The organism is Bacteroides sp. An19, from assembly GCF_002160215.1.
In the GTDB taxonomy this organism is placed as follows: domain Bacteria; phylum Bacteroidota; class Bacteroidia; order Bacteroidales; family Bacteroidaceae; genus Phocaeicola; species Phocaeicola intestinalis.
Map to the genome: position 1 here is coordinate 15,010 of NZ_NFKD01000045.1, position 21,796 is coordinate 36,805.

General features: G+C 44.2%; 15 protein-coding genes, 1 tRNA gene and 1 pseudogene. 4 read left to right on the forward strand and 13 right to left on the reverse strand.

Annotated elements, in window-relative coordinates; genetic code table 11:
* Positions 1-57 precede the first annotated feature (57 nt).
* The 5 genes from B5F25_RS14780 to B5F25_RS14800 all read right to left on the reverse strand — a co-directional run bounded on the left by B5F25_RS14780 (position 58) and on the right by B5F25_RS14800 (position 3,916).
* Positions 58-630 carry a cob(I)yrinic acid a,c-diamide adenosyltransferase gene (locus tag B5F25_RS14780; protein ID WP_087250431.1) on the reverse strand — a complete coding sequence of 191 codons (573 nt, stop codon included), beginning with the start codon at positions 628-630 and terminating at the stop codon, positions 58-60.
* Positions 631-650: 20 nt separating this feature from the next.
* The gene (locus B5F25_RS14785) at positions 651-1,343 is read right to left on the reverse strand and encodes a hypothetical protein (protein ID WP_022039089.1); all 693 of its coding nucleotides are present in this window, start codon (positions 1,341-1,343) and stop codon (positions 651-653) included.
* Positions 1,344-1,442: 99 nt separating this feature from the next.
* Entirely contained in the window at positions 1,443-1,928 is a 486-nt protein-coding gene (locus tag B5F25_RS14790) for a ferritin-like domain-containing protein (protein ID WP_022039090.1), read from the reverse strand.
* 92 nt (positions 1,929-2,020) lie between these two features.
* Positions 2,021-2,974 (reverse strand): acyltransferase, encoded by a 954-nt coding sequence (locus tag B5F25_RS14795; protein ID WP_087250433.1) that lies wholly within the window; start codon positions 2,972-2,974, stop codon positions 2,021-2,023.
* Between the two features lie 267 nt (positions 2,975-3,241).
* Entirely contained in the window at positions 3,242-3,916 is a 675-nt protein-coding gene (locus B5F25_RS14800; RefSeq protein WP_087250435.1) for a DUF4840 domain-containing protein, read from the reverse strand.
* A 318-nt stretch (positions 3,917-4,234) separates the two neighbouring features.
* Between B5F25_RS14800 and B5F25_RS14805 the strand changes: the two genes are divergently transcribed.
* Positions 4,235-4,816, forward strand: coding sequence for a TetR/AcrR family transcriptional regulator (locus tag B5F25_RS14805; protein ID WP_087250437.1), 582 nt, complete (start codon positions 4,235-4,237; stop codon positions 4,814-4,816).
* 207 nt (positions 4,817-5,023) lie between these two features.
* Here the strand turns inward: B5F25_RS14805 and B5F25_RS14810 are convergent.
* A tRNA-Leu gene (locus B5F25_RS14810) sits at positions 5,024-5,107 on the reverse strand.
* Positions 5,108-5,271: 164 nt separating this feature from the next.
* On the opposite strand from B5F25_RS14810, the gene B5F25_RS14815 reads away from it, so the two are divergent.
* Positions 5,272-6,315 carry a mannose-1-phosphate guanylyltransferase gene (locus B5F25_RS14815; protein WP_087210028.1) on the forward strand — a complete coding sequence of 348 codons (1,044 nt, stop codon included), beginning with the start codon at positions 5,272-5,274 and terminating at the stop codon, positions 6,313-6,315.
* 82 nt (positions 6,316-6,397) lie between these two features.
* On the opposite strand, the gene B5F25_RS14820 is transcribed toward B5F25_RS14815, so the two are convergent.
* The 4 genes from B5F25_RS14820 to B5F25_RS14835 all read right to left on the reverse strand — a co-directional run bounded on the left by B5F25_RS14820 (position 6,398) and on the right by B5F25_RS14835 (position 11,110).
* Positions 6,398-8,728, reverse strand: a complete 2,331-nt coding sequence (locus tag B5F25_RS14820; protein WP_239414023.1) for a TonB-dependent receptor — start codon at positions 8,726-8,728, stop codon at positions 6,398-6,400.
* 134 nt (positions 8,729-8,862) lie between these two features.
* Positions 8,863-9,267 carry an HIT family protein gene (locus B5F25_RS14825; RefSeq protein ID WP_022039827.1) on the reverse strand — a complete coding sequence of 135 codons (405 nt, stop codon included), beginning with the start codon at positions 9,265-9,267 and terminating at the stop codon, positions 8,863-8,865.
* Between the two features lie 59 nt (positions 9,268-9,326).
* Positions 9,327-9,791 (reverse strand): transcription elongation factor GreA, encoded by a 465-nt coding sequence (greA, locus tag B5F25_RS14830; RefSeq protein WP_022039826.1) that lies wholly within the window; start codon positions 9,789-9,791, stop codon positions 9,327-9,329.
* Between the two features lie 173 nt (positions 9,792-9,964).
* Entirely contained in the window at positions 9,965-11,110 is a 1,146-nt protein-coding gene (locus B5F25_RS14835) for a TlpA disulfide reductase family protein (protein ID WP_087250441.1), read from the reverse strand.
* Between the two features lie 337 nt (positions 11,111-11,447).
* On the opposite strand from B5F25_RS14835, the gene pnp reads away from it, so the two are divergent.
* Positions 11,448-13,634: a polyribonucleotide nucleotidyltransferase gene (gene pnp, locus B5F25_RS14840; RefSeq protein WP_022039824.1), complete on the forward strand. Its 2,187-nt coding sequence runs from the start codon at positions 11,448-11,450 to the stop codon at positions 13,632-13,634.
* A gap of 115 nt (positions 13,635-13,749) precedes the next feature.
* On the opposite strand, the pseudogene B5F25_RS14845 reads toward pnp, so the two are convergent.
* From B5F25_RS14845 to B5F25_RS14855, 3 genes and pseudogenes are all read right to left on the reverse strand, one after another.
* A pseudogene (locus tag B5F25_RS14845) lies at positions 13,750-14,067 on the reverse strand (nitroreductase family protein); the annotation flags it as partial.
* A 414-nt stretch (positions 14,068-14,481) separates the two neighbouring features.
* Positions 14,482-16,299, reverse strand: coding sequence for a RagB/SusD family nutrient uptake outer membrane protein (locus B5F25_RS14850; RefSeq protein ID WP_022038832.1), 1,818 nt, complete (start codon positions 16,297-16,299; stop codon positions 14,482-14,484).
* Positions 16,300-16,324: 25 nt separating this feature from the next.
* Positions 16,325-19,465: a TonB-dependent receptor gene (locus B5F25_RS14855; RefSeq protein WP_087250443.1), complete on the reverse strand. Its 3,141-nt coding sequence runs from the start codon at positions 19,463-19,465 to the stop codon at positions 16,325-16,327.
* 320 nt (positions 19,466-19,785) lie between these two features.
* Between B5F25_RS14855 and B5F25_RS14860 the strand changes: the two genes are divergently transcribed.
* Complete coding sequence (locus B5F25_RS14860; RefSeq protein WP_087250445.1) at positions 19,786-21,504, forward strand: DUF5597 domain-containing protein; 1,719 nt, start codon at positions 19,786-19,788, stop codon at positions 21,502-21,504.
* Positions 21,505-21,796: the final 292 nt, after the last annotated feature.

The following is a 21,796-nucleotide window of genomic DNA, read 5'->3' on the forward strand; positions in this document are numbered from 1 at the left end:
TCAGTTTATAAAGTTTTACATTCACATTATCGGGGCACAAAAGTATAACAATTTATGTCATTTGCAACTCTTATCCCAATAAATTTCATCATGGTGTGTTAATTGATTTAACTTTCGTGATAGAACAAACAAATAATCCGATAAACGATTGACAAACTGTTTCACATTTCTGGCTATCTCAAAACCTGTTTCTGCTTCTTCCAGCGCCAAAATACAACGTTCTGCACGACGACATACCGTACGGCATACATGACAGGCAGAAGCTGTATACGAACCGCCAGGCAAGATAAACCCACGAAGCGGAGGCAGAGAAGCATCTAAGGTATCAATAGCTTCTTCCAGCCGGGTAATGTTTTCATCCGTAATCTGAGATACAGGCGACAAATCAGTCTTCGAAGTCTCTGTCGCCAAATAAGCTCCCAAAACGAAAAGTTTATGTTGCACGAATTGCAACAAAGATTTGTCTGTACCTTCTTCCATCTGCGAGACCAGACACCCTATCTGCGCATTGAGCTCATCAACAGTGCCGTATGCTTCAAGTCGAATATGCGTTTTCGGAACTCGTACACCTCCTATCAACGAAGTCGTTCCATCATCGCCTGTACGCGTATAGACCATACTTTTCTTCATAGCATCTCTGTTGTATTAAGTTAAAGAAAATTGACAATACGATGTTCTTTCACCCGTTTCTTATCAAAGAAAACCAAACCGATGTCATACAAATCGAATGTGACTCCCGTACGGGTATCTGCAATCGTCTGCTTCCACCATCGTTTTTTCTCACGAGTAGCATACGGTGCGCCTACAATGATGCACGTACGGTCGGTAACCATAGGCAGCAACCGCTCAAATGCTTCTTTATAATAAGGTGTATGTCCGATGTGTATCAGGTCAGCAAACGGTCTGCCTGTCAATGCCTCGTCAAGCAAGCGGAGTACATTTCCTGTCCGGTAATCCACTAACGGATACGCAGAAAGGACATGTTTTATTCTTGCCTTGTCTTGTCTTTCCTCATCAATCGTAAAGAGAGGGACATGCTTTGCCTCTGCCATATAGCGAGTATCCAGTCCGCACCCTGTCCCTATTTCTAGCATTGATGCCGGCTGCAGATAATTGACCAACCGGAACAGCAACCGGTCGGTTTTTTCACGATAATGGAACAGTTGGTCTTTCTCATCCTCCCGGCTATAGTGCAAAAGCTGAAAAGCATAATAAGGCATCTTTTCATAAATGACCGATGTAATCAGAAAAAAATCGGAAGGTGAATGTACACCATACCCGCACCGGTGCCGGAACCGGCAACACCAATTCCATATCCGCAAGCATAGGTCGGACATCTTCATAACGTATCACGCATTATAAAGACAAGGGGCATAAAGGCACCGAAAGTCCATTACCTCTGTGTCTCCATGCCCCTGTGCCGTTCATTTGTCAACACGGACTTATTCGCGTGCGCCCAGTTTGTCATTCAGATAAAGAACACCGGCATAGTCGTTACATTTTTTCAATTTGTCGACAATACCCTGTGCGGTAGCTTCTTCTTCCACTTGTTCGCGGACATAGCCCCACAAGAAATCCTGAGAAGCTTTGTCTTTTTCTGCCGAAGCTACATTTACCAGATTGTCAATCAACTCAGATACGTGACATTCGTGGTTGTACACATGTTCGAATACTTCCAATACGCTACCCCAGCCTTGCGGAACGACATCGATTTTGTCTACTTTGGCAGCACCGCCGCGTTTTGCGATATAGTCTGCCAAATCGTATGCATGTTGCAACTCTTCTTGCGATTGTTTACGCATCCAGTTGGCAAAGCCATCGAAACCTTCTTTCTGCAAATAGAAAGACATAGAAAGATACAGGTTAGAAGACCACATTTCTGCTGTGATCTGTTCGTTCATCGCGTTTTGTAATTTTTCTGAAATCATAGTCGTATTATTTTTAAATTATTAAATGCAAGAGATAAATACATTATGAGTTTCTACAAAAGAAATGCCAGAACCCACATCGTGCCAAATTGTCATTTCGGATGAAAAGGCTGGAGCATCTGCTTCTTCCCCCAAAAATAGGGAGAAACTCCCACACGATCAATACACCAAGCTATACCAAATGAGCCTGTCACCGTTAATATCATCGCCACGAAAAGAAAACAAAAACCGGTTTCGTCGAACATAAACAATGGTACCAATCCTTTCGAAAGCATAGTAAACACAGGAGAGAAGACCAACAATACCAGCGTATGCCTCCCTACATAGTCGGAAACACGCCTGATACCAGCAGGTATAACCGTATAGAGGCTCAAGAGTACACTCGCCACAAGGTACACAATGGCAACACCCCCCAAAGTGAAACGATTCAGATTCGCCATATCAGCACTCAGCCACACCAAAGGGACCAATGCCCATACAGAAGGACAGAAAAAAGATGTAAATGTCATGCCCGAACGGCGCAAAGCAACTCCAGCCAGGAAATACAAGGCATTGGGTAATGACACAAGTTGACAGGCATCTGCCAGAACGGCATATCCCGTACCTAATACGACCAAACGAGACACAAGCCTCATCTTCTCTGCCCAATGAAATACACCATAATATATTAGCCCGCACAACAGGTAGGTATGCAGATACCAATAGGGTCCCATCGGATGAAGGAATAATTTCTCCAGCATCAGTCCTACACTCAGGCAATCCACCTTATCACGGACAGGAAGCACCGCCGACATCGCCACATATCCCGTTTCCATCACCATGTAAGGGACAAATATCCATGCCATCGCCCTTAGGAATTCACTTGGCCGTTTCTCAATTTGCATCAGGTACCCCGACAAAATCAAGAATACCGGCATGTGAAACGTGTATACCCATTGCTTCGCCAACGGATATTTTTCACTGAAGAACACCAGGTGGAAGGCTATCATCAGCAAGATGCAGACACACTTCAGGTAATCGATTTCTCCGATACGTTTTCCGTTCATGATATTTGAGACTTTTTTATTTGAAAGACCAAAAATACGGAAATAAATCATACGATGTAAAAAAAGTACCCACTAAAACGCACCTATATGCATAGGTCTACGCACATAAGTGCGCAAGAACATGCAAGTATCTCCACCAGTCGATGGTATCGTATGTAAAGGCGGCATTCATAAAAAGAAATGCCACACTGTTTTCTGATGAAAGTCTATTAAGAAAACAGTGTGGCAAAACAAAAGACAGGTCAATCAACAGAAGAAAAGCTATTGTTAAAAGCCATGATGGGCCAGCTTGCTCTGATTCATGTCAAAATCAAAACTCATCCCTTTAAAACCGGGAAGTGATGTCTGACCTTCGCTTTCGCCCAACAAGATTTCTGCAGCATGAAAATCGAACTTCATATTGCCGGATTCTACAGCATAAGCAGCAGTATTGCCAGCCTCAACTTTTACTTCTACCAGCAAAGGCTGAGCTTCTTCTTCGGTAGATGAAGGAAGGGTCACGGATAATTTCAAGGATTCGGGATGCATGACAAATACCACACTATCCTTATTGGCAGTCAGTGTCGGTTCGTACCCGATTTTATAATTGACATCACCTACTGCTTCTACAATTTGGTCTGCCAATGCTTCATCTCCGACAACCGAAAGTACAATGTCTTTAATGGGGAAATTGGTAAAACTAATGGTATCATCGGCCACACTGGCAGAAACATCGGTTCCGGCAGGAGTCTCTTCACCTTCTCCGGTATCTTCTCCTTCCAGCGGATTGACACTGCTCATTACCACTTTACCCGTATAATCGCCGAACATGGCATCTGTTGTCACTTCATCGGGTACCTGTGGAGTGTTTTCATCATCGCTGCAAGCCGAGAAGCTTATAGCACAACATCCCATTAATAACATTGAAACAAAAACTCGTACAGGTTTAATTACTTTTTTCATTTTTCTACGGTTTAAAAATTAATTAATACAGTTTATCTACGACTTCCTTGCAATCGTTTCGCGCAGTAAATGCAAAAGCGCCTTAAATCTTGCACGGCTCAATTGTTAAACAATGTTTCATTGCTGGAAGTCAAATCATTAGACTCCCCTTTTCACAAAGAAAACTCATTTTGCAAATTGAGTTTCCATCCCAACCCTAGAAGCAATATGTCTCATAACAAACAATAATTGGATTCAGGTTTATTAACATATCCATGCGCAGTATTTCCCGTCCGATTGCTTTATCCTGAAAACAAGAGTTACCATTGATATACAATTATGGATGAGCATACACGTAAAAGAATTATAGCCTTTACTTCACAATCGGTCAAACAATATGGTATCCGCGCTGTACGTATGGACATCATAGCCCGGCACACAAACGTGTCCAAACGTACCATATATCAAGTATTTGCAACCAAAGACAATTTGATAAACACTTGCCTGGAAGCCTATTCAGGTCGTATGCAAAACCGGTTTCAGCTCATAGCATACAATAATCCCGATCCGTTGGCATGCCTTTGGGAAACATGCAAGGCATACATAGAGAACCTGTATAAAGGGGAATGCATTTTCTGGTTGGATATCTATCGGCATTATCAAGGGATATACCTTGCTATTAACCAAATATGGTGGGACGAACTGAAAAAAAGTATTGCAGCATGCCAGTCAACCCACCGCATCCAGGCAAGCTTGGATACGGATATTTTTCTCCGTTCATTTACGGAATTGCTATACAATGCACGACTCGCGGAATGTGCTCCGGAAATGCTTCACTATGCAGCTTCCCTTATGCTAAAAGGAATCATAGTTCCACAAGCCGTAAGCAAGCTCAATCAATCCAAGAGTATTGTTTTCTGATAAAGAATTGAGAAATTCTATGTTTGAAATGTCAGGCATGTGGCTCTTAGCATTGCAGACGATGATATACACCTACGCTTTTTCTCATCATCCATTTCTTAATTTTGTAAATTTCTACAGAATCCTTTTGGTTTACAAAATACACTTTTAGTACGCCCAATAAAAAGAAAAACCCCTGATAATCTTTCGACTATCAGGGATTTGATGTACCCAGACCCGGGGTCGAACCGGGATGGATTTTACTCCACTGGTGTTTGAGACCAGCGCGTCTACCGATTCCGCCATCTGGGCATTCCGTTGAATTGCGGTGCAAAGATAGACAAATCTTTTGAAATTACAAAGGATATGAATAAAAAAGTGAAAAAAAATTTGTCTAACACTATTTAGAAGCGTATCGAGTGGTTTATTCAAAATAATCTGCTATCTTAGCATAAACTTTTAAAGCCATCCTGATTATCATGAACAACAACTACTATTGTATCATTATGGCCGGAGGAATGGGAAGACGGTTTTGGCCGTACAGCAGGAAAAATCTGCCCAAACAATTCTTGGATTTCTTCGGAACAGGCCAAACTTTATTGCAACAGACATTCGACCGTTACAAACAAATCATTCCACCGACAAACATTTACATTACAACACACAAAGATTACAAGCAGCTGGTGTGCGAATTACTTCCGGAGCTTCCAGAAGAACAGTTGATTGTAGAAGAAGAAAGGCGCAACACAGCCCCTTCCATTGCATACGCTTCGCACATCATCCAGCAAGTTAACCCGAACGCGACTATCGTGGTAGCACCTTCGGACCATCTTATTCTGAAGTTTGAAGAATTTAAAGAAGCCATCTTGAAAGGATTGGACTTTGCATCGAAGAACGATATTCTGGTAACATTGGGCATCAAACCCAATCGTCCGGATACAGGATACGGTTATATCCAGATAGATGAAGAGAAAGAAGGAGATTTCTATAAAGTAAAGACTTTCATCGAAAAACCTGCACGGGAGTTTGCCGAAATATTCATCCAAAGTGACGAGTTTTATTGGAACTCCGGCATTTTCGTATGGCACGTCAATACGATTCTGAAAGCTTTCCATGAAATCATGGCAGAAATATGTCCGCGCGTTGAATGTGACAAACCAGACTTTACCTCCTGCCCCAACATTTCCATTGATTACAGCATTATGGAAAAAGCCAACAACGTATACGTACAACTATGTGACTTCGGCTGGGCAGATTTAGGTACATGGGAATCTTTGTATGATGCATCTCCCAAAGACACCCACCAGAATGTCATCATTCATAGTAACACCTTATTATATAATTGCAAGGACAACATTATTTCCATACCAGAAGGGCAATTGGCCGTTATTCAAGGTCTGGAAGGTTATTTGGTTGCCGCAAGCGACAATGCATTGCTCATTTGCAAGAAAGATGACCAAGATGCCATGCGCAAATTTATCAACGATGTAGAAATGAAATTCGGGGAGAAATACTCCTGAATTCCACTCACCACAGATTACACAGACTATAAAAAGGAATTATCCTACCATGTGTGTGTAATCTGTGATGGGCAAAAAAGCATCAATACTCGAAAGTAATGCCAATAGTGGGAAGCAAGGTTCCACTTTCCTGTTTGATGGACTTCATCACATAACGCTGTTCGGCCAGTGAAGCAGAAGGATTTTCTATTTCCCCGATGCTCATCAAGACATCGGGCTGGCGCAGCTTACTTGCCGTTATATTCTGAATATCAAGATAAATGCCAAACATACATTTCTTCCAATAAAACATCTTGTCGACCCGAACATCCAATTGGCCAAAAGCAGGAAGACGCCCTGTATTATACCGGCTGTAATCATAATACGCCTTGCCTTGTGCATTCCAAGCCGTTACTAACGATGATTTCTCCACATCATAAGGTGTATAAGGCGACCCTCCTATACAACATACTTTCATACCCACGCTCCATTGTTTAGGGAAATTATATGTCCCGCTCACATTGAATATAAACCGATTATCCCATGCTGAAGGCACATAAGTATCTTGATTGTTTTTACGGAACTCACTTTTAAATACAGTGAGCGAAGAAGACAAGTTCAAACGCTGGACAAGCAACCATTTAAACATCACCTCTACACCATACGAACGTCCTTCAGCATCTGAAACAAGAGCCTCATTTCCAATAACCCCGTAATCATTTCCCTTACACGACAAAGGGATACCATCGGCTACAGACAATGGCATGTCCTTATACAATTTATAAAATCCTTCTGCCGACACTTCCACCGTCTCATTCGGATGCCAAGTCAGTCCGGCACTGGTCTGCGATACCGAAGTATAATTCAAATGACGATTTGCATATCGTCCATACTCATCCTTGAAGCCCAATGCTGTATATTGCGGGAGTTGGTAATACAGTCCCGTATGCCCGCTTAAAAACAAGCCCTCTGCCAGTCTCCATGATACAGACAAGCGTGGAGACAGCTGCCGGTCCAGTTTCTTCATCTTATCACTATAATTATTGGCATCGGCACGCACACCCAACGAAGCCGTAAAACGCTCGTCGGGAGCCGTATAGTCCATAGAAGCATATACTCCCCAACGGAATATCCCCAAATCGGTACGATAATCGTACAAATGTGCAGCATCGGTAAAAACCTGTTGATAGGTCGTATTAGTATATTGCAAATAACTCAGCTCTACTCCGGCGTTCAGCTTCCACACATTCCATCGTGACGTGTTTTCCAACCGGAACCGGGTTTCCTGCTCTACCGAGCGCAAACGTAACATCAGATTATCTTCACTGCTCTCATCATTGTCCCGGTATTTTAAATTCCGGTTGTTCAGGTAGCTATGGCTCAAAGTCACCGACTGAACGTGGGAACCGGCATAATGCCGATACACCCCTCCTACGGTATAAGTCTCCTGCTCTATCTTAGGCAAATAGCTCAAGAGATATTCGGCATCCTCCCCATTGATGTCCAAGTTCAACCTCATCCGGTCTATACCGCCCAAGCCTAAGACTGTAAGTTCGTTATGAGCATCGAACCGGGTTTTCAACTTGAAAGAAGCATCTGTATATGCCGGAAGAAAAGGTAAGCCCAATAGTTTGAACAACATCTGTAAATACGACTGGCGCACCGACACTACATACGAAGTCTTGTCGCCCCAATGCCCGTTAGAAGTCAGTGAAACTTCCGAAGCTCCCAACGTTGCCTTTACAGAATTATGCTCCATATCCCCATCACGCAAACGAAAATCAAGCACCGAACTCAAGGCATTTCCCCGATTTGCCGGAAAAGCGCCACTATAAAACTTTACATTCCGTATCAGATCCGCATCAATCAAACCCACAGGGCCACCCGATGCCCCTTGCGTACTGAAATGATTGATATTGGGTATTTCTATCCCATCCAAAAAGAAACGGTTTTCCGAAGGACCTCCTCCACGTACAATCAAGTCATTACGGTACCCAACAGGCGAAAACGCTACTCCCGGATAATTCTGTACCACACGTGATATGTCACGGTTGGCGCCAGGAGCCTTTTCTATTTCCTGCATACCGATTACCCGCAAGCTGACCGGACTCTCAGCCTCCCGTTGAAAAGGGGAAGCCGTAACGGTCACCTCGGAAAGCTGTGCACCTTCTTTTTCCATCTCGATCCAGATATGAGGTGTACGATGATTTACCCGATATTCAGCTGTTACGATTGTCTTATACCCTAACATGGAAGCCTGAAGGGAATAAATACCCGGCGGCACTTCTCCGATAATAAAATGTCCGTCGGCATCGGTTGCTGCACCGACACCCACACCCATAACCAGCACATTGACAAACTCCAACGGCTCACGTGTATCCCGGTCTATTACAGTTCCTTCAATCCTATACCTTGGCGATTGTGCGAAAATCATGCACCCAAGTGCTGCCAACAGGATACTGATATAAATCCTTTTTATCATAAAAGAAAAAATCTATCAACACAAAAAAGCCATCCTTCAGGGGATGGCTTTTTATGCTATATTATATAAGTAGGAGGGGGATTTTATCAAGCATTGCCTTCCCAGGCTTCATGTATAGCAGCGGCTATCTTCTTAAATTCCTCATCGCTCAGCTGCAACTTCGGATTAGAGAACAACATGTCTTTTTCACTTTGCATCGGAATCAGATGAATATGTGCATGAGGTACTTCCAACCCCAATACAGCTTCGCCGACCTTACGGCAAGGAAAGACTTTCTGGATGGCCAATGCCACATGCTTGGCAAATACATGCATCGCCGCCAGTTCTTCGTCTTCCAAATCAAAGATGTAATCTACTTCCCGTTTCGGGACAACCAATGTATGTCCCTTTACCATCGGGTTAATGTCGAGGAAAGCATAAAAGCGGTCATCTTCTGCCACTTTATAGCTGGGGATTTCTCCCGCAATGATTTTACTGAATATTGTTGCCATACCTTTATATATAATAAAAGTAAGGCAAACCTGCGCGCTTACGCAAGCCTGCCTTACCGTTAAAATGAAATTCCTGTTACTTCCAGACTGATTTTCCCCTGTGGAATGGTTATTTCAGCCACATCACCCACTTTCTTGCCCAGCAAGCCTTGTGCAATCGGCGTATTGACCGAAATCTTCCCCTGCTTCAGGTTGGCTTCTGTTTCCGACACGATAGTGTATGCCATTTTCATACCTGTCTTGACATTCTTCAGTTCCACACGGCTCAGAATCTGCACAGTATCCGCCTTCAGTTTCGATGTGTCAATGATTTTAGCATCGCCGATAGTAGCCTTCAACTGATTGATTTTCATTTCCAGCATAGCCTGAGCCTCTTTTGCTGCATCATATTCAGCATTTTCCGACAAGTCTCCTTTATCACGTGCCTCGGCAATAGCCGCCACCACTTTAGGGCGTTCCACTGCTTCCAGATGTTTCAATTCGGCCACCAGTTTCTGATAACCTTCTTCTGACATATAAGCCATAATGTTTTCCTCCTTTAATTTTTCGTTTATATTCTTACTTATAAAACAAAAAAGAATTCCGATACATAATTACGTATCGGAACCCTTCCTATGTTGATTTGCGACAAAGGTAAATCTTTTTATAATACCAGTCAAGTGTTGGAGCACTGTATTTTCACATGCTTTGCAACATGTTATAATAATTTCTTAATCTCCGCGTCCAAATCAGTATCAGCTCCTATCCTCAAACTCAACTCGTTGCTCCGGTTGACCAGGAAACTTGCCGGCAACTGGGATACTCCATACAGACGAAGAAACGTTGAATACGGACCTTGAGGGTCACGCACGCAAATCCATGGCAAATTATCTGCTGCTGTTTTCCAGAAATGCTCATCAGTATCCAGCGAAATCTGATAAATCTCCAGCCCTTGCTCCTTATACTTATTATATACTTCGCGCAACAATAAATTACGTGCACCCGACTCGGATGCTCCATACACCGTGAAGTCGATTAGCACCACTTTGCCTTTCAGGTCGGTCAAGTGATGCAGGTTCCCATTCTCATCACGCAAGGGAATGTCAATAATCGAGGTTTCCTCCACCTTGTCCATCGGAATCTCCAAGGGTTTCACTTGCGGCGCACGTGTATTCTTCATCCCTTTTATTACCATGTTATACAGGTTGCGCGAACGGTCGGCATGAGGATACATATTGTTCATGCTCGTAGCTACCGCCGCAAAGCATTTTACATCCTCCTTACTGGTAAGCGGATCGAAAATCATATACCCGTTCAATTCCTGGAACAAAGCGAAATAAGCGTATGACTTGTTAGGGCCGGCAAAAATATACTTGTGCTTCACCGTATCCTTATAGGCCGTCACAATCTTCTGTATACTGTCCTGGGCTATGCCGATGGGCAGTCCCGACCGCGCCACGCGGTTGACACGCTCCTGCAAGCCAGCCTGAAGCAATACCAGCTCCTTTATCTTGGTATTGTTTTCCGAACCTTCTATCTCATATCCTGTAGCAAAATTGCCCAAACCGGCATGCACTTTCACCGCTTCGGTAGAATCAACGGCAAAATTAATCACCTTGTTATCAATGCGCAAACGATAGTAATCAGGAGCATCCGGACGAGCAACGGAGAAGCTGAACCCTCCTTCTTCATCCAGTTTGATAGAATCAAGCGGAACGATGCGTTCCAGTCCGGTCTGTTCCAAATACAACATTTTGTCGGCCGCGTCGGTTATTTCACCTTCAACGGTAAAAGCAGGCTCGTTGTTGCAGGCGGTAATGCCTGCCAACAACAGAGCTGCGGCGATATAAGCATTTCTTTTCATTCTAAAAACCTGTTTTACTTCGGAGTGCAAAGATACGGCTTTTCATGGTTTCACAAAGCTTTTCGAAAAAGTTCTTGTACGAAAAAAAGAACTTTAACGCACGAAAGGCTTAAAAGCCTGCTTCCTGATGCTTTACAGTGCCGGAGAGGGGCAACCGCTTGCGGCGGCACGCGCAACCGCCTGCATCGGGCTGAGCATGTATATCCGGAGGGAAAAGCATAAAATAGCATAAAAACGGGCGAAGTGTAAAAGTTTTGCCTCATCTTCACCCGATTACTGCAAGATTATTCGTATCTTTGCGCGATTTATAGTCGAAAATTATATTAAAACATTATTTATGATCAATCCTATTGTTAAGACGATCGAGCTTCCTGATGGCAGAACCATCACGCTCGAAACGGGAAAGCTGGCAAAACAGGCAGATGGTGCTGTTACGCTGCGCATGGGTAACACCGTGTTGTTGGCTACTGTTTGTGCAGCAAAAGATGCAGTTCCCGGTACAGATTTCATGCCGCTTCAGGTAGAGTACAAAGAAAAATATTCTGCGTTCGGACGTTTTCCTGGCGGTTTCACTAAACGCGAAGGCAAGGCATCAGACTATGAAATCCTTACCTGCCGCCTTGTAGACCGCGCCTTGCGTCCGTTGTTCCCCGACAACTTCCATGCCGAAGTTTACGTGAACATCATTCTGTTCTCTGCCGACGGCGTCGATATGCCTGATGCATTGGCTGGACTTGCCGCATCGGCTGCGCTTGCCGTATCGGATATCCCGTTCGGCGGACCAATCTCGGAAGTACGTGTAGCACGTATCAACGGCAAGTTCGTTATCGACCCGACTTTCGAGCAACTGGAGCAGGCAGATATGGACCTGATGGTAGCCGCTACGTACGAGAACATCATGATGGTGGAAGGTGAAATGAACGAAGTAAGCGAACAAGACTTGCTGGAAGCCCTGAAAGCCGCACACGAAGCCATCAAAGTACATTGCAAGGCACAGATGGAACTGATGGAAGAAGTCGGTTCTACCGTAAAACGCGAATATTGCCACGAAGAAAACGACGAAGACCTGCGCAAGGCGGTTCACGAAGCTTGTTACGCCAAGGCATACGCCATCGCCGAATCGGGCAACAAAAACAAACATGAACGCGAGGCAGCCTTTACAGCAATCTGCGATGAATTCAAGGCCCAGTTCAGCGAAGAGGAACTGGAAGAAAAGGGTCCGATGATTGACCGCTATTATCACGATGTGGAAAAAGAAGCGATGCGCCGTTGCATCCTCGATGAAGGCAAACGTCTGGACGGACGTAAGACGACCGACATCCGCCCCATCTGGTGCGAAGTAAGCCCACTTCCCTACCCACATGGCTCATCTATCTTTACACGCGGAGAAACCCAGTCACTCAGTACTGTCACATTGGGTACAAAAGCTGACGAGAAAATCGTCGATGATGTACTCGACCAGCACAAAGAACGCTTCCTGCTACACTATAACTTCCCGCCTTTCTCTACAGGCGAAGCCAAAGCACAACGCGGTGTAGGCCGTCGTGAAATCGGACACGGACACTTGGCATGGCGTGCACTGAAAGGGCAGATTCCTGCCGACTATCCTTATTGTGTCCGCGTAGTTTCCGACATCCTCGAATCAAACGGTTCTTCTTCTATGGCTACAGTATGTGCCGGAACACTTGCCCTGATGGATGCAGGTGTACCTATCAAGAATCCGGTATCAGGTATTGCAATGGGATTGATCAAGAACGCCGGAGAAGACAAATACGCCATCCTGTCAGACATCTTAGGAGATGAAGACCATCTGGGTGACATGGACTTCAAGGTAACCGGTACGAAAAACGGTATCACTGCTACCCAAATGGATATCAAGTGCGACGGACTGACCTACGACATTTTGGAAAAAGCATTGTTGCAAGCTAAAGAGGGCCGCGAATACATCTTAGGCAAACTGACCGAATGCATTGCCGAACCTCGTCCGGAACTGAAACCGAACGCACCGCGCATCGAAACCATGACGATTCCGAAAGAATTCATCGGAGCGGTAATCGGCCCGGGTGGAAAGATCATCCAAGGCATGCAGGAAGAGACAGGTGCTACTATCAGCATCGAAGAAACAGATGGCGTAGGACGCATCGAAATTGCCGGCTTGAACAAGAAATCCATCGATGATGCCGTACGCATGATTAAGAGCATCGTTGCCATCCCCGAAATAGGTGAGGTATACACAGGAAAGGTACGTTCCATCATGCCTTATGGAGCATTTGTCGAATTCCTTCCGGGAAAAGACGGTTTGCTGCACATCTCGGAAATCAGCTGGAAACGTTTGGAAACCATCGAAGAATCCGGACTGAAAGAAGGTGATGAAATTGAAGTAAAACTGCTGGATATCGACCCGAAAACCGGCAAGTTCAAATTGTCACACAAGGTATTGATGCCAAAACCAGAAGGAATGGCCGAAGAAAAGCCCAATCATCCGAAACGAGAGCACAAACCCCAGCCTCGTAAAGAAAAATAAGTGAATACATTTTTTTCATAATAATGATAATCTCCCTCTTTCTTGGGCTTTTCCCTTGAGAGAGGGAGATTTTTCATAAAAGCATCCAGATACCCAATTTCTTACCACGCGTTCAAATGTATCCGCTCTTCTGTATCGATGTTTTTTGCTTGGGCAAGGCATCGGCAAACATCGCCATTTTGTCTTTATCGCCCGATTCGTCCACCTCTGCAACCAGCTTCTTGAATGCTGCCATGTTCTTTGCCAACGGAGCAATGACCTTGGCTATATTCTCCTGTCCACGCACCACGACAAACTCGAATTGCCGTAAATGGTCGTTGGCCGGTGCCTTGAACGCCGCACTAATAATTCGCTTTAAAGCCTCATCACTTACTTCACGGCCGGAAAAGTCGCGGATGATAGCCCCATCCGCTGTAAGATTATTAATCTTCAGGCTGCAAGATTATTAATCTTACAAGCGGAAGATTATTAATCTTACACCAGACGAAGATAATAACACATACAGTTTAGTAATGCACGGCGAACGGAACGGGTACAGCATACAGGAACGATGACATCAGCTAAATGCACAAATCCATACCGCTCCATAGTATATCTTAATTTCATCCGATAAATACAATCCATAAAAGCTACTTACAAACAGTATACAACAATGATGCAAAATCAAATGTTCCTAAGCGAATTGAGGGCTTTCCCGTTGTCATTCTATGCGACGTAACCATGTCCCCATATAGGTGGAACGGACAAGTAAAGACATTCCAAGATAAAATAAACCTCTGCCAGACAGACTCTCACGAGCAGCTCCGGCAGAGGTTTTACTGAAAAGCACAATTATTATTATTCAAACTCAATTGGCTGCATTTCCGTGCATATTAGGATTCGTAGTCAATTCTGTTGACGGAATAGGAAGATACAGATTCCGTTCATAATTAAACGTTGCCGTACCTGTCAAACTTGTCTGTTCCACTTGGGCTGCATTCTTATTAATCAAATTGTCCAACATCCTTTCACGATCCGGATCATTTGGGTTATTATACCAACGCATCAAATTAAAGAAACGCCAGCCTTCCCAGTACAACTCAACCGAATATTCATGTTTCAGTGCACGACGAACTGTGTTTATTTCCATACCTTCACAAATGACAGAACCATTATTACCTACAACCCTTCCTACAACAGGATGATTAGCAATCAATTCGTCAACTGTAGGCAATTTCCCTCCTTCCAAATAAGACATACCGGCATCAGCTTCGGTCGTATTAAGTGCAACCGTGTTATTATTCGCACGATTGCGAACCAGTTGGATATAATTTTTTGCTGTTGCTTCATCACCTGTTTCCAGACAACATTCAGCGTACATCAACAAGATATCCGCATAACGAATCAGTCGGTCATTGATACCACTTTGTTCTACAGAACGAACTTTGTCCAAACTATATTTACGGCATCCAAACCACTTACCACGCCAAGCATCAAAGGTTCCACCAGAGAACAGTTCTTCATAAGGAAGCCACTTTCCTGACTTGCCTAAAAATTTACATCCATCAGGAATATACATACCCAAATAAGCACGCGGGTCAATAATTTTGCCTTCAGAATCCCGTTCAAACTCATTATACAAGGCAAGAGATGGCATTCCGTTCCACCAGCGTCCACATTCGGTAGAGTTGGGGGCAGACAATTCAAGTTCGCGGATTGTATTTTGCCCTGTCACGACCCAGCTGTTAAGGTCGCCTGGAGCTGCAGGATTAAAACCTTGTGTTTCGGTACTTTGACAAAACTGCACTTCAAACATCGATTCCTTATTATTTTCATTATCCTCAGTGGCATTATCACGATAATTATCCATCAATCCATACGCACCAGAATTGATGATTTGTTCCAAAACAGCTTTTGCCGAAGTCCAATCGGCATCACCAGCCTTCGCCGTTCCGTCAAGGATAGGACGTCCCATATAACATTTTGCCAAGAATGCCAAGGCGGATCCTTTCGTAGCACGTCCTTCATCATTTGTCCCCTCATAATTCCAAGCTGTCAACAATTCAGAAGCATCCTGAAAATCCTTGACCATACGCTGATAAATCTGTCCTGATTCAGCTGGAGGCAATGAATAATCAGCACCACCAGTAGTTACATAATCACGGTCTGGGATTTGATCTCCAAAGAAATAAACCAAATAAAAACGGCTTAACCCACGAAGGAAAATAGCTTCGCCACGCAGACGGTCATACAAATTCTTATCCTCCGTATTATTCAAATCGAATGCACCATCTTGATTTGCAGCCAATTTCTCCAAAGCAAGATTAGCAGCATACTGCAATGTATACATATCTTGGAAAGTCGTTGAAAGGCTTCCCAAATCAGCATTCACCGTGTATTGGGACAATCGTGCAGTTTCCGGTTCACCGGCAGCCGCACCACTTGTAAAAGCATATTCATCGCTCCGTGCATTCAACATAAACGGCATCCATCGTGCCCAGCCTCCAGCACGCTGCAACATGTTATACGCACCATTGACAGCATATGTCAGATGTTCCTTCGTATTATAATAATTCAATTCGCTATCTGCCGAAGGATTAGTAAACTCCATTTCCGGTTCACAAGAACTTAAAGTAAACAAAACACTTCCCAGACACGCTCCTATATAAATTTTCAAACGTTTCATAATTTTGCTATTTAATTGTTATGTGTTAGAATGTCAACTGGATACCAGCAAAAAATTCACGAGTCGCCCAATATGTATCTCCTGAATAATAGTAAGCACCATCCACACCACGATTCAAAGTTGAACCTCCATTCGGAACTTGCGGATCAAACATAGAATAACCTGTAATGGTAAACGGATTCTTGACACCCATATAAAGCCGTAACGATTCGATATGAATCTTTGAAAGCAAATTCTTATCAAAGGTATATCCCAACGTAATGCGGTTGCAACGGAAATAAGAACCATTTTCAATAAAATAATCAGATGCTTTTGTATGATTTCCGTTAGGATCGTTCAATACAGCACGTGCCACATCTGTATTAGTATTGGCAGGTAACGTGATGGTTTCACCTCCAGCTGTGGTAAATGTAACGTCATGAGCTCGGAAACGATCACCCATATCAAGCATTTGATTCTTAGCAGCATAACCACCCATTAATTCTGTTTTCCAGTTATTATAAATTTGGTTACCGAAATCTCCTTGCCACAACATAGAAAAATCAAAACCTTTATATTCTGCCGTAATATTCAAACCAAATGAACAATCAGGCAATGAAGAACCTATAAAGGTCTTGTCATCATCCGAAATCACTCCGTCTCCATTCAAGTCCACATACTTTATATCACCGGCACTAGCTGACTCTTGCAGGCGTACGCCTTTGTCATTGACATAATTGGCGGCTTCTTCATCAGTTCTGAACAATCCATCTGTCTTATAGCCCCAAAATTGTGCTACAGGTCTCCCCGCTACGGTCATAGTCACATTTCCAGTAGATGAACTACCTCCTGCAAGAGATTGATTGCTTCCCAGGCTGGTCACCTTATTCCGATAAAGCGAAAAGTTAGGAGAAATGGTAAAACTGAAATCACCGATTTTCTCGCGATAAGTAGCCGCAAGCTCAATACCCCAGTTGGTCATGCTACCTACATTCATATATACCGTATTGATATTACCGGTAGAACGAGGAAGCTGGACAGCCAAAAGCATATCTGTAGTTTTACGATTATAATAATCGAATACAAAACTCAGTTTATTATGAAACATATCCAAATCAAAGCCAACTCCTGCATCACGTGTAGTTTCCCATGACAAGTCCGGATTTGCAAAATTCTCAATCAAAGGTGCAGGTGCATTGGATACACTTCCGTCAGGATTAATCTGCCCGGGACCAAACGTATAATAACGGTTATCGGTTTCCACAACCGACTGATAATCATAGCGTCCCACAGCATTGGCACTACCAATCCATCCTAATGTTGCACGGATTTTCAGATTATCCAGCCAATGCGAAGTGGCATCTTTCATCCATTTTTCTTCACTGACTCTCCAGCCTATTGAGAATGAGGGGAAATATCCCCAGCGGTTTCCATCAGCAAACTTAGATGACTCATCTGCACGGAAGTTTGCAGTAATCATATATTTGCTGTTGTACGAATACATCACACGAGCAAGATAAGAAAAATAAGCCTCGTTATATTGTGAGCTGGTAATGATTTGACTGTCTGGATAACGACTTTCGATACCAAATCCACTATATTCATTACTACGGCCGGTAATAGCTGTAGAAAAACCTTCAAACTTTTCAGATACGATACCAACCACACCCGAAAGCGAATGGATATCATTAAATGTTTTGTCGAAAGTAAGCAAGTTTTCAATCACCTCATGGCCACTTCCTCCTTTTGTTGAAGTCTGTGAATTGTAATCTTGTCGGGCGTTTGCCGTACCCAAGTCATATTTGGGAACGATTGTAGCATCATTATTACGCGCATACGAATATGTATAAGTAAGTCTGTATTTCAGCCAGTCAAATATCTTGATTTCACCGAAAATACTACCCATTGTGCTTACCGAACGGTTACGCAAACGCTGATTGTGCAAATACCATGCTTGATTTGCCATATCGTTCCCATCACGTCCATTGTTTCCTGTATGGAAAAACGTCCCATCTTCGTTATAAACGGGCAAATTGGGCGAAGTAAGCAACATATTCATCAAAGAAGCACCTGTAAAACCATTTGTACGGCTATAATTAGCGAAAATACGCCCACCATAAGTAAGACGACCGATAGTTCCTTCTACATTAGCATAGATATTATCCACTTTCGCATCATTCTTATGCATCTGATCATCATTATCCGTATGCGTAGCACCAATACGGTAATTTGCATATTTACTGCCACCACTTACAGATACATCATATTTCTGATAATTTGTATTGCAGAAATATTCATTCCACCAGTCCGTATCAGCCATTGGAGTACTCGGGGTAGCTACACCGGTCGGTACAATCTGGTTCCAAGTACCGTCAGCGATACTGGCCGCCGAAGAAGAATTGTAATAAAGCTCATTCACATAAATACCATAATCATATGCATTCAACATTTCCACTTTCTTTGTAGGCGAACCAAAACCGGCATAGGCATTGAAACTGATGCGAGGTTTACCTTCTTTGCCTTTCTTGGTCGTAACCAAAATAACACCGTTCGCGCCACGCACACCATAAATCGCACATGATGCTGCATCTTTCAACACCTGAATAGACTCGATTTCATCATCATTGGGGATATTGCCTGAAGCATCGATAATGCCATCTACTACCCATAACGGATCGGTGCTACCTGTAATAGAAGCCGTACCACGAATACGAATCTTGCCACCCGACACGTTTACACCTGCCGTACTACCTTGTAACGCATCTGTAATGCCACCCGGTGACTTCAAAACTTCTTTCGGACTCAATGTCGCAATCGCCGAAGTCAAGTCTTCCTTCTTTTGGGTACCATAACCTACCACAATAACGTTATCCAGCATCTGGGCGTCTTCCTCCAATGTAACATTCAATGAAGTTTTTCCTGCAATTTTGATTTCTTGGGTCTTATAACCCACAAAAGAAATAGTAAGCACTGCATCCGAAGGAACTTCCAACGTAAAGCTACCCTCAAAATCGGTAATCGTTCCGTTCGACGTACCTTTCTGCAATACACTGGCACCAATGACCGTTTGCCCTGTAGGATCTTTCACAACACCTTTTACTGTTATCGTTTGTGCCAATGCCCATACAGGGAGAAGGCATAGCAGAAACAACAGTCCAAAGGTTTTTGAACAATTAGTGTTTCTCATGACTTAACATTTTTATGTTTAACATAGAGGCATAGAATACGGAACCGGCCTTCGTTGTGCCCAACGTACGGCCGAATTCCGCACTTGCTTTGAGGCAAATTTAAATGATTATGTTCACTTTGTTTTTCCCTTATGTTACATGTTTTACTATGCATGTTACATCTTTTGCGTTAAACTGCGTTAAATGTTACATATATTGTCATAAATCGAACATCTTATGCCGAACAACATGATTCCGAAAGAAAAAACACGAAACGACTTTGCTTTTTTTGTTTATCTTTGCTTCCGTATCATTAAGTCAATCACCTAAACCGACACACATGAAAAATCGATTCATCACTCTTTTTTTGGCAAGTCTCATCGGGCTGCTTCCGGTGCTTGCGCAACAAATGCCACATTGGCAAAAACACGGTTCGGCTACTCAACTCATGGTAGACAACCGTCCGTACCTCATCTTGGGAGGAGAATTGGGAAACTCTTCGGCTTCTTCCCTGCAAGACATCGACCGTATTTTTCCTAAGCTGAAACGCACCGGGCTGAATACGGTACTGGTGCCTGCTTACTGGGATCTGATAGAGGCCGAAGAGGGGACATTCGATTTCTCTTTGGTAGACCACGCCATTACACAGGCACGGGCAAACGACTTGAGAATCGTCTTTCTCTGGTTCGGCGCATGGAAAAACTCTATGAGCTGCTATGCCCCGCTATGGTTCAAGCAAGACTACAAGAAGTATCCGCGCGTACGGACCCAGACGGGTAAGCCGCTGGAGATAGCCAGTCCTTTCTCGGACAATGTATTCCAGGCGGACAGCAAGGCTTTCAAAGCGTTCATGCGGCATCTTTCCGAAACCGACGGTGACAAGCATACCGTCATCATGGTGCAGGTAGAAAATGAAATCGGTATGCTGGAAAGTGCACGCGACTATTCGGAAGAAGCCAACCGCCTGTTCCAATCAGCCATTCCTGAGAAGTTGGCCGATTACCTGGTAAAGAACAAAAAGACGCTCCACCCGTGGCTGGCTGGAAAATGGCAAAAAGCCGGGGGTAAGACCGAAGGAAACTGGCAGGAGGTGTTCGGCACCGACCTGTATACCGATGAAATCTTTATGGCATGGCACTATGCCACGTATGTGGAACGTATGATTCAGTGCGGACGGGAAGCGTACAACTTGCCTATGTATGTCAATGCCGCCATGAATAGTCGCGGGCGCAAACCCGGTGAATATCCGTCGGCAGGACCGCTGGCTCATCTCATCGATATCTGGCATTGTGCCGCTCCGGGCATTGACCTGCTGGCTCCCGACCTCTACGACAAAGGGTTTACCGGCTGGACCGCACAATATAAGCTGCACAACAACCCGCTTTTTATACCTGAAATCCGTCTGGAGCCTAATGATGGTGTGCGTGCCTTTTATGTATTCGGCGAGCACGACGGCATCGGTTTCAGCCCGTTCTCCATAGAAGACGCGCCCGACCGTCCCAGTTACCAGTTGACCCAAAGCTACCTCAAGCTGAAAGAACTGATGCCTCTCATCACCCGTTACCAGGGGCAGGGAGCCATGAAAGGCTTACTTTTCGACCAAACCGAGAAAGAACGCACCCTTGCATGGGATAACACATTATTAATATGTAAGCACTTCTTTACCTTGCCGTGGGATTCACGTGCCACCGACGGGAGCGTCTGGCCCGAAGGCGGAGGGCTGGTAATCCGTATGGCTGAAAACGAGTACCTGATAGCCGGAAGCGGCATCGTGGTCGAATTTAAAAGCAAAGAAGAAGCCGCTTTGAGCACGGCGCAAGCCAAGTTAGGCGAAGACGGATTCGTATTGGAAGGCGAGGGCCGTCAAGCGTCTGCCGCCCGGTGGAAGAATGAAAAACGCATCGGCATCGGCTCGGTAGACGAAGTCAGCGTAAACGAAGACGGGAGCCTGAACTTCATCCGGCGCTATAATGGCGATCAAGATCACCAAGGACGGCACGCACGCATCGGAGTGGACAACTTCCAAATCCTGCATGTGAAGCTATACGAATACCGGTAAAAAAACACAGGGAATGATAAGGAATGACAACACAAGGCAGTTTCTTCAGAAGTATAATAGCACTAAAACTGTAGTTTCAGTGCATTAAAACCAAAGTTTCAGTATATTAAAACTGCCTGAGACTATTATTGGCTCCGGTTGGGCATCCGGTTGCATCGGTTTCCGTAGCCCCGAAATCGGGTAGGAGGTAAATGCTAATCATAGAAAGGCATTTGCCTCCTACTTTCACATTTACCGACCTCCCACACCACCGTACAAGCGGTTCCGCATACGGCGGTTTCGCGCTTTCTCA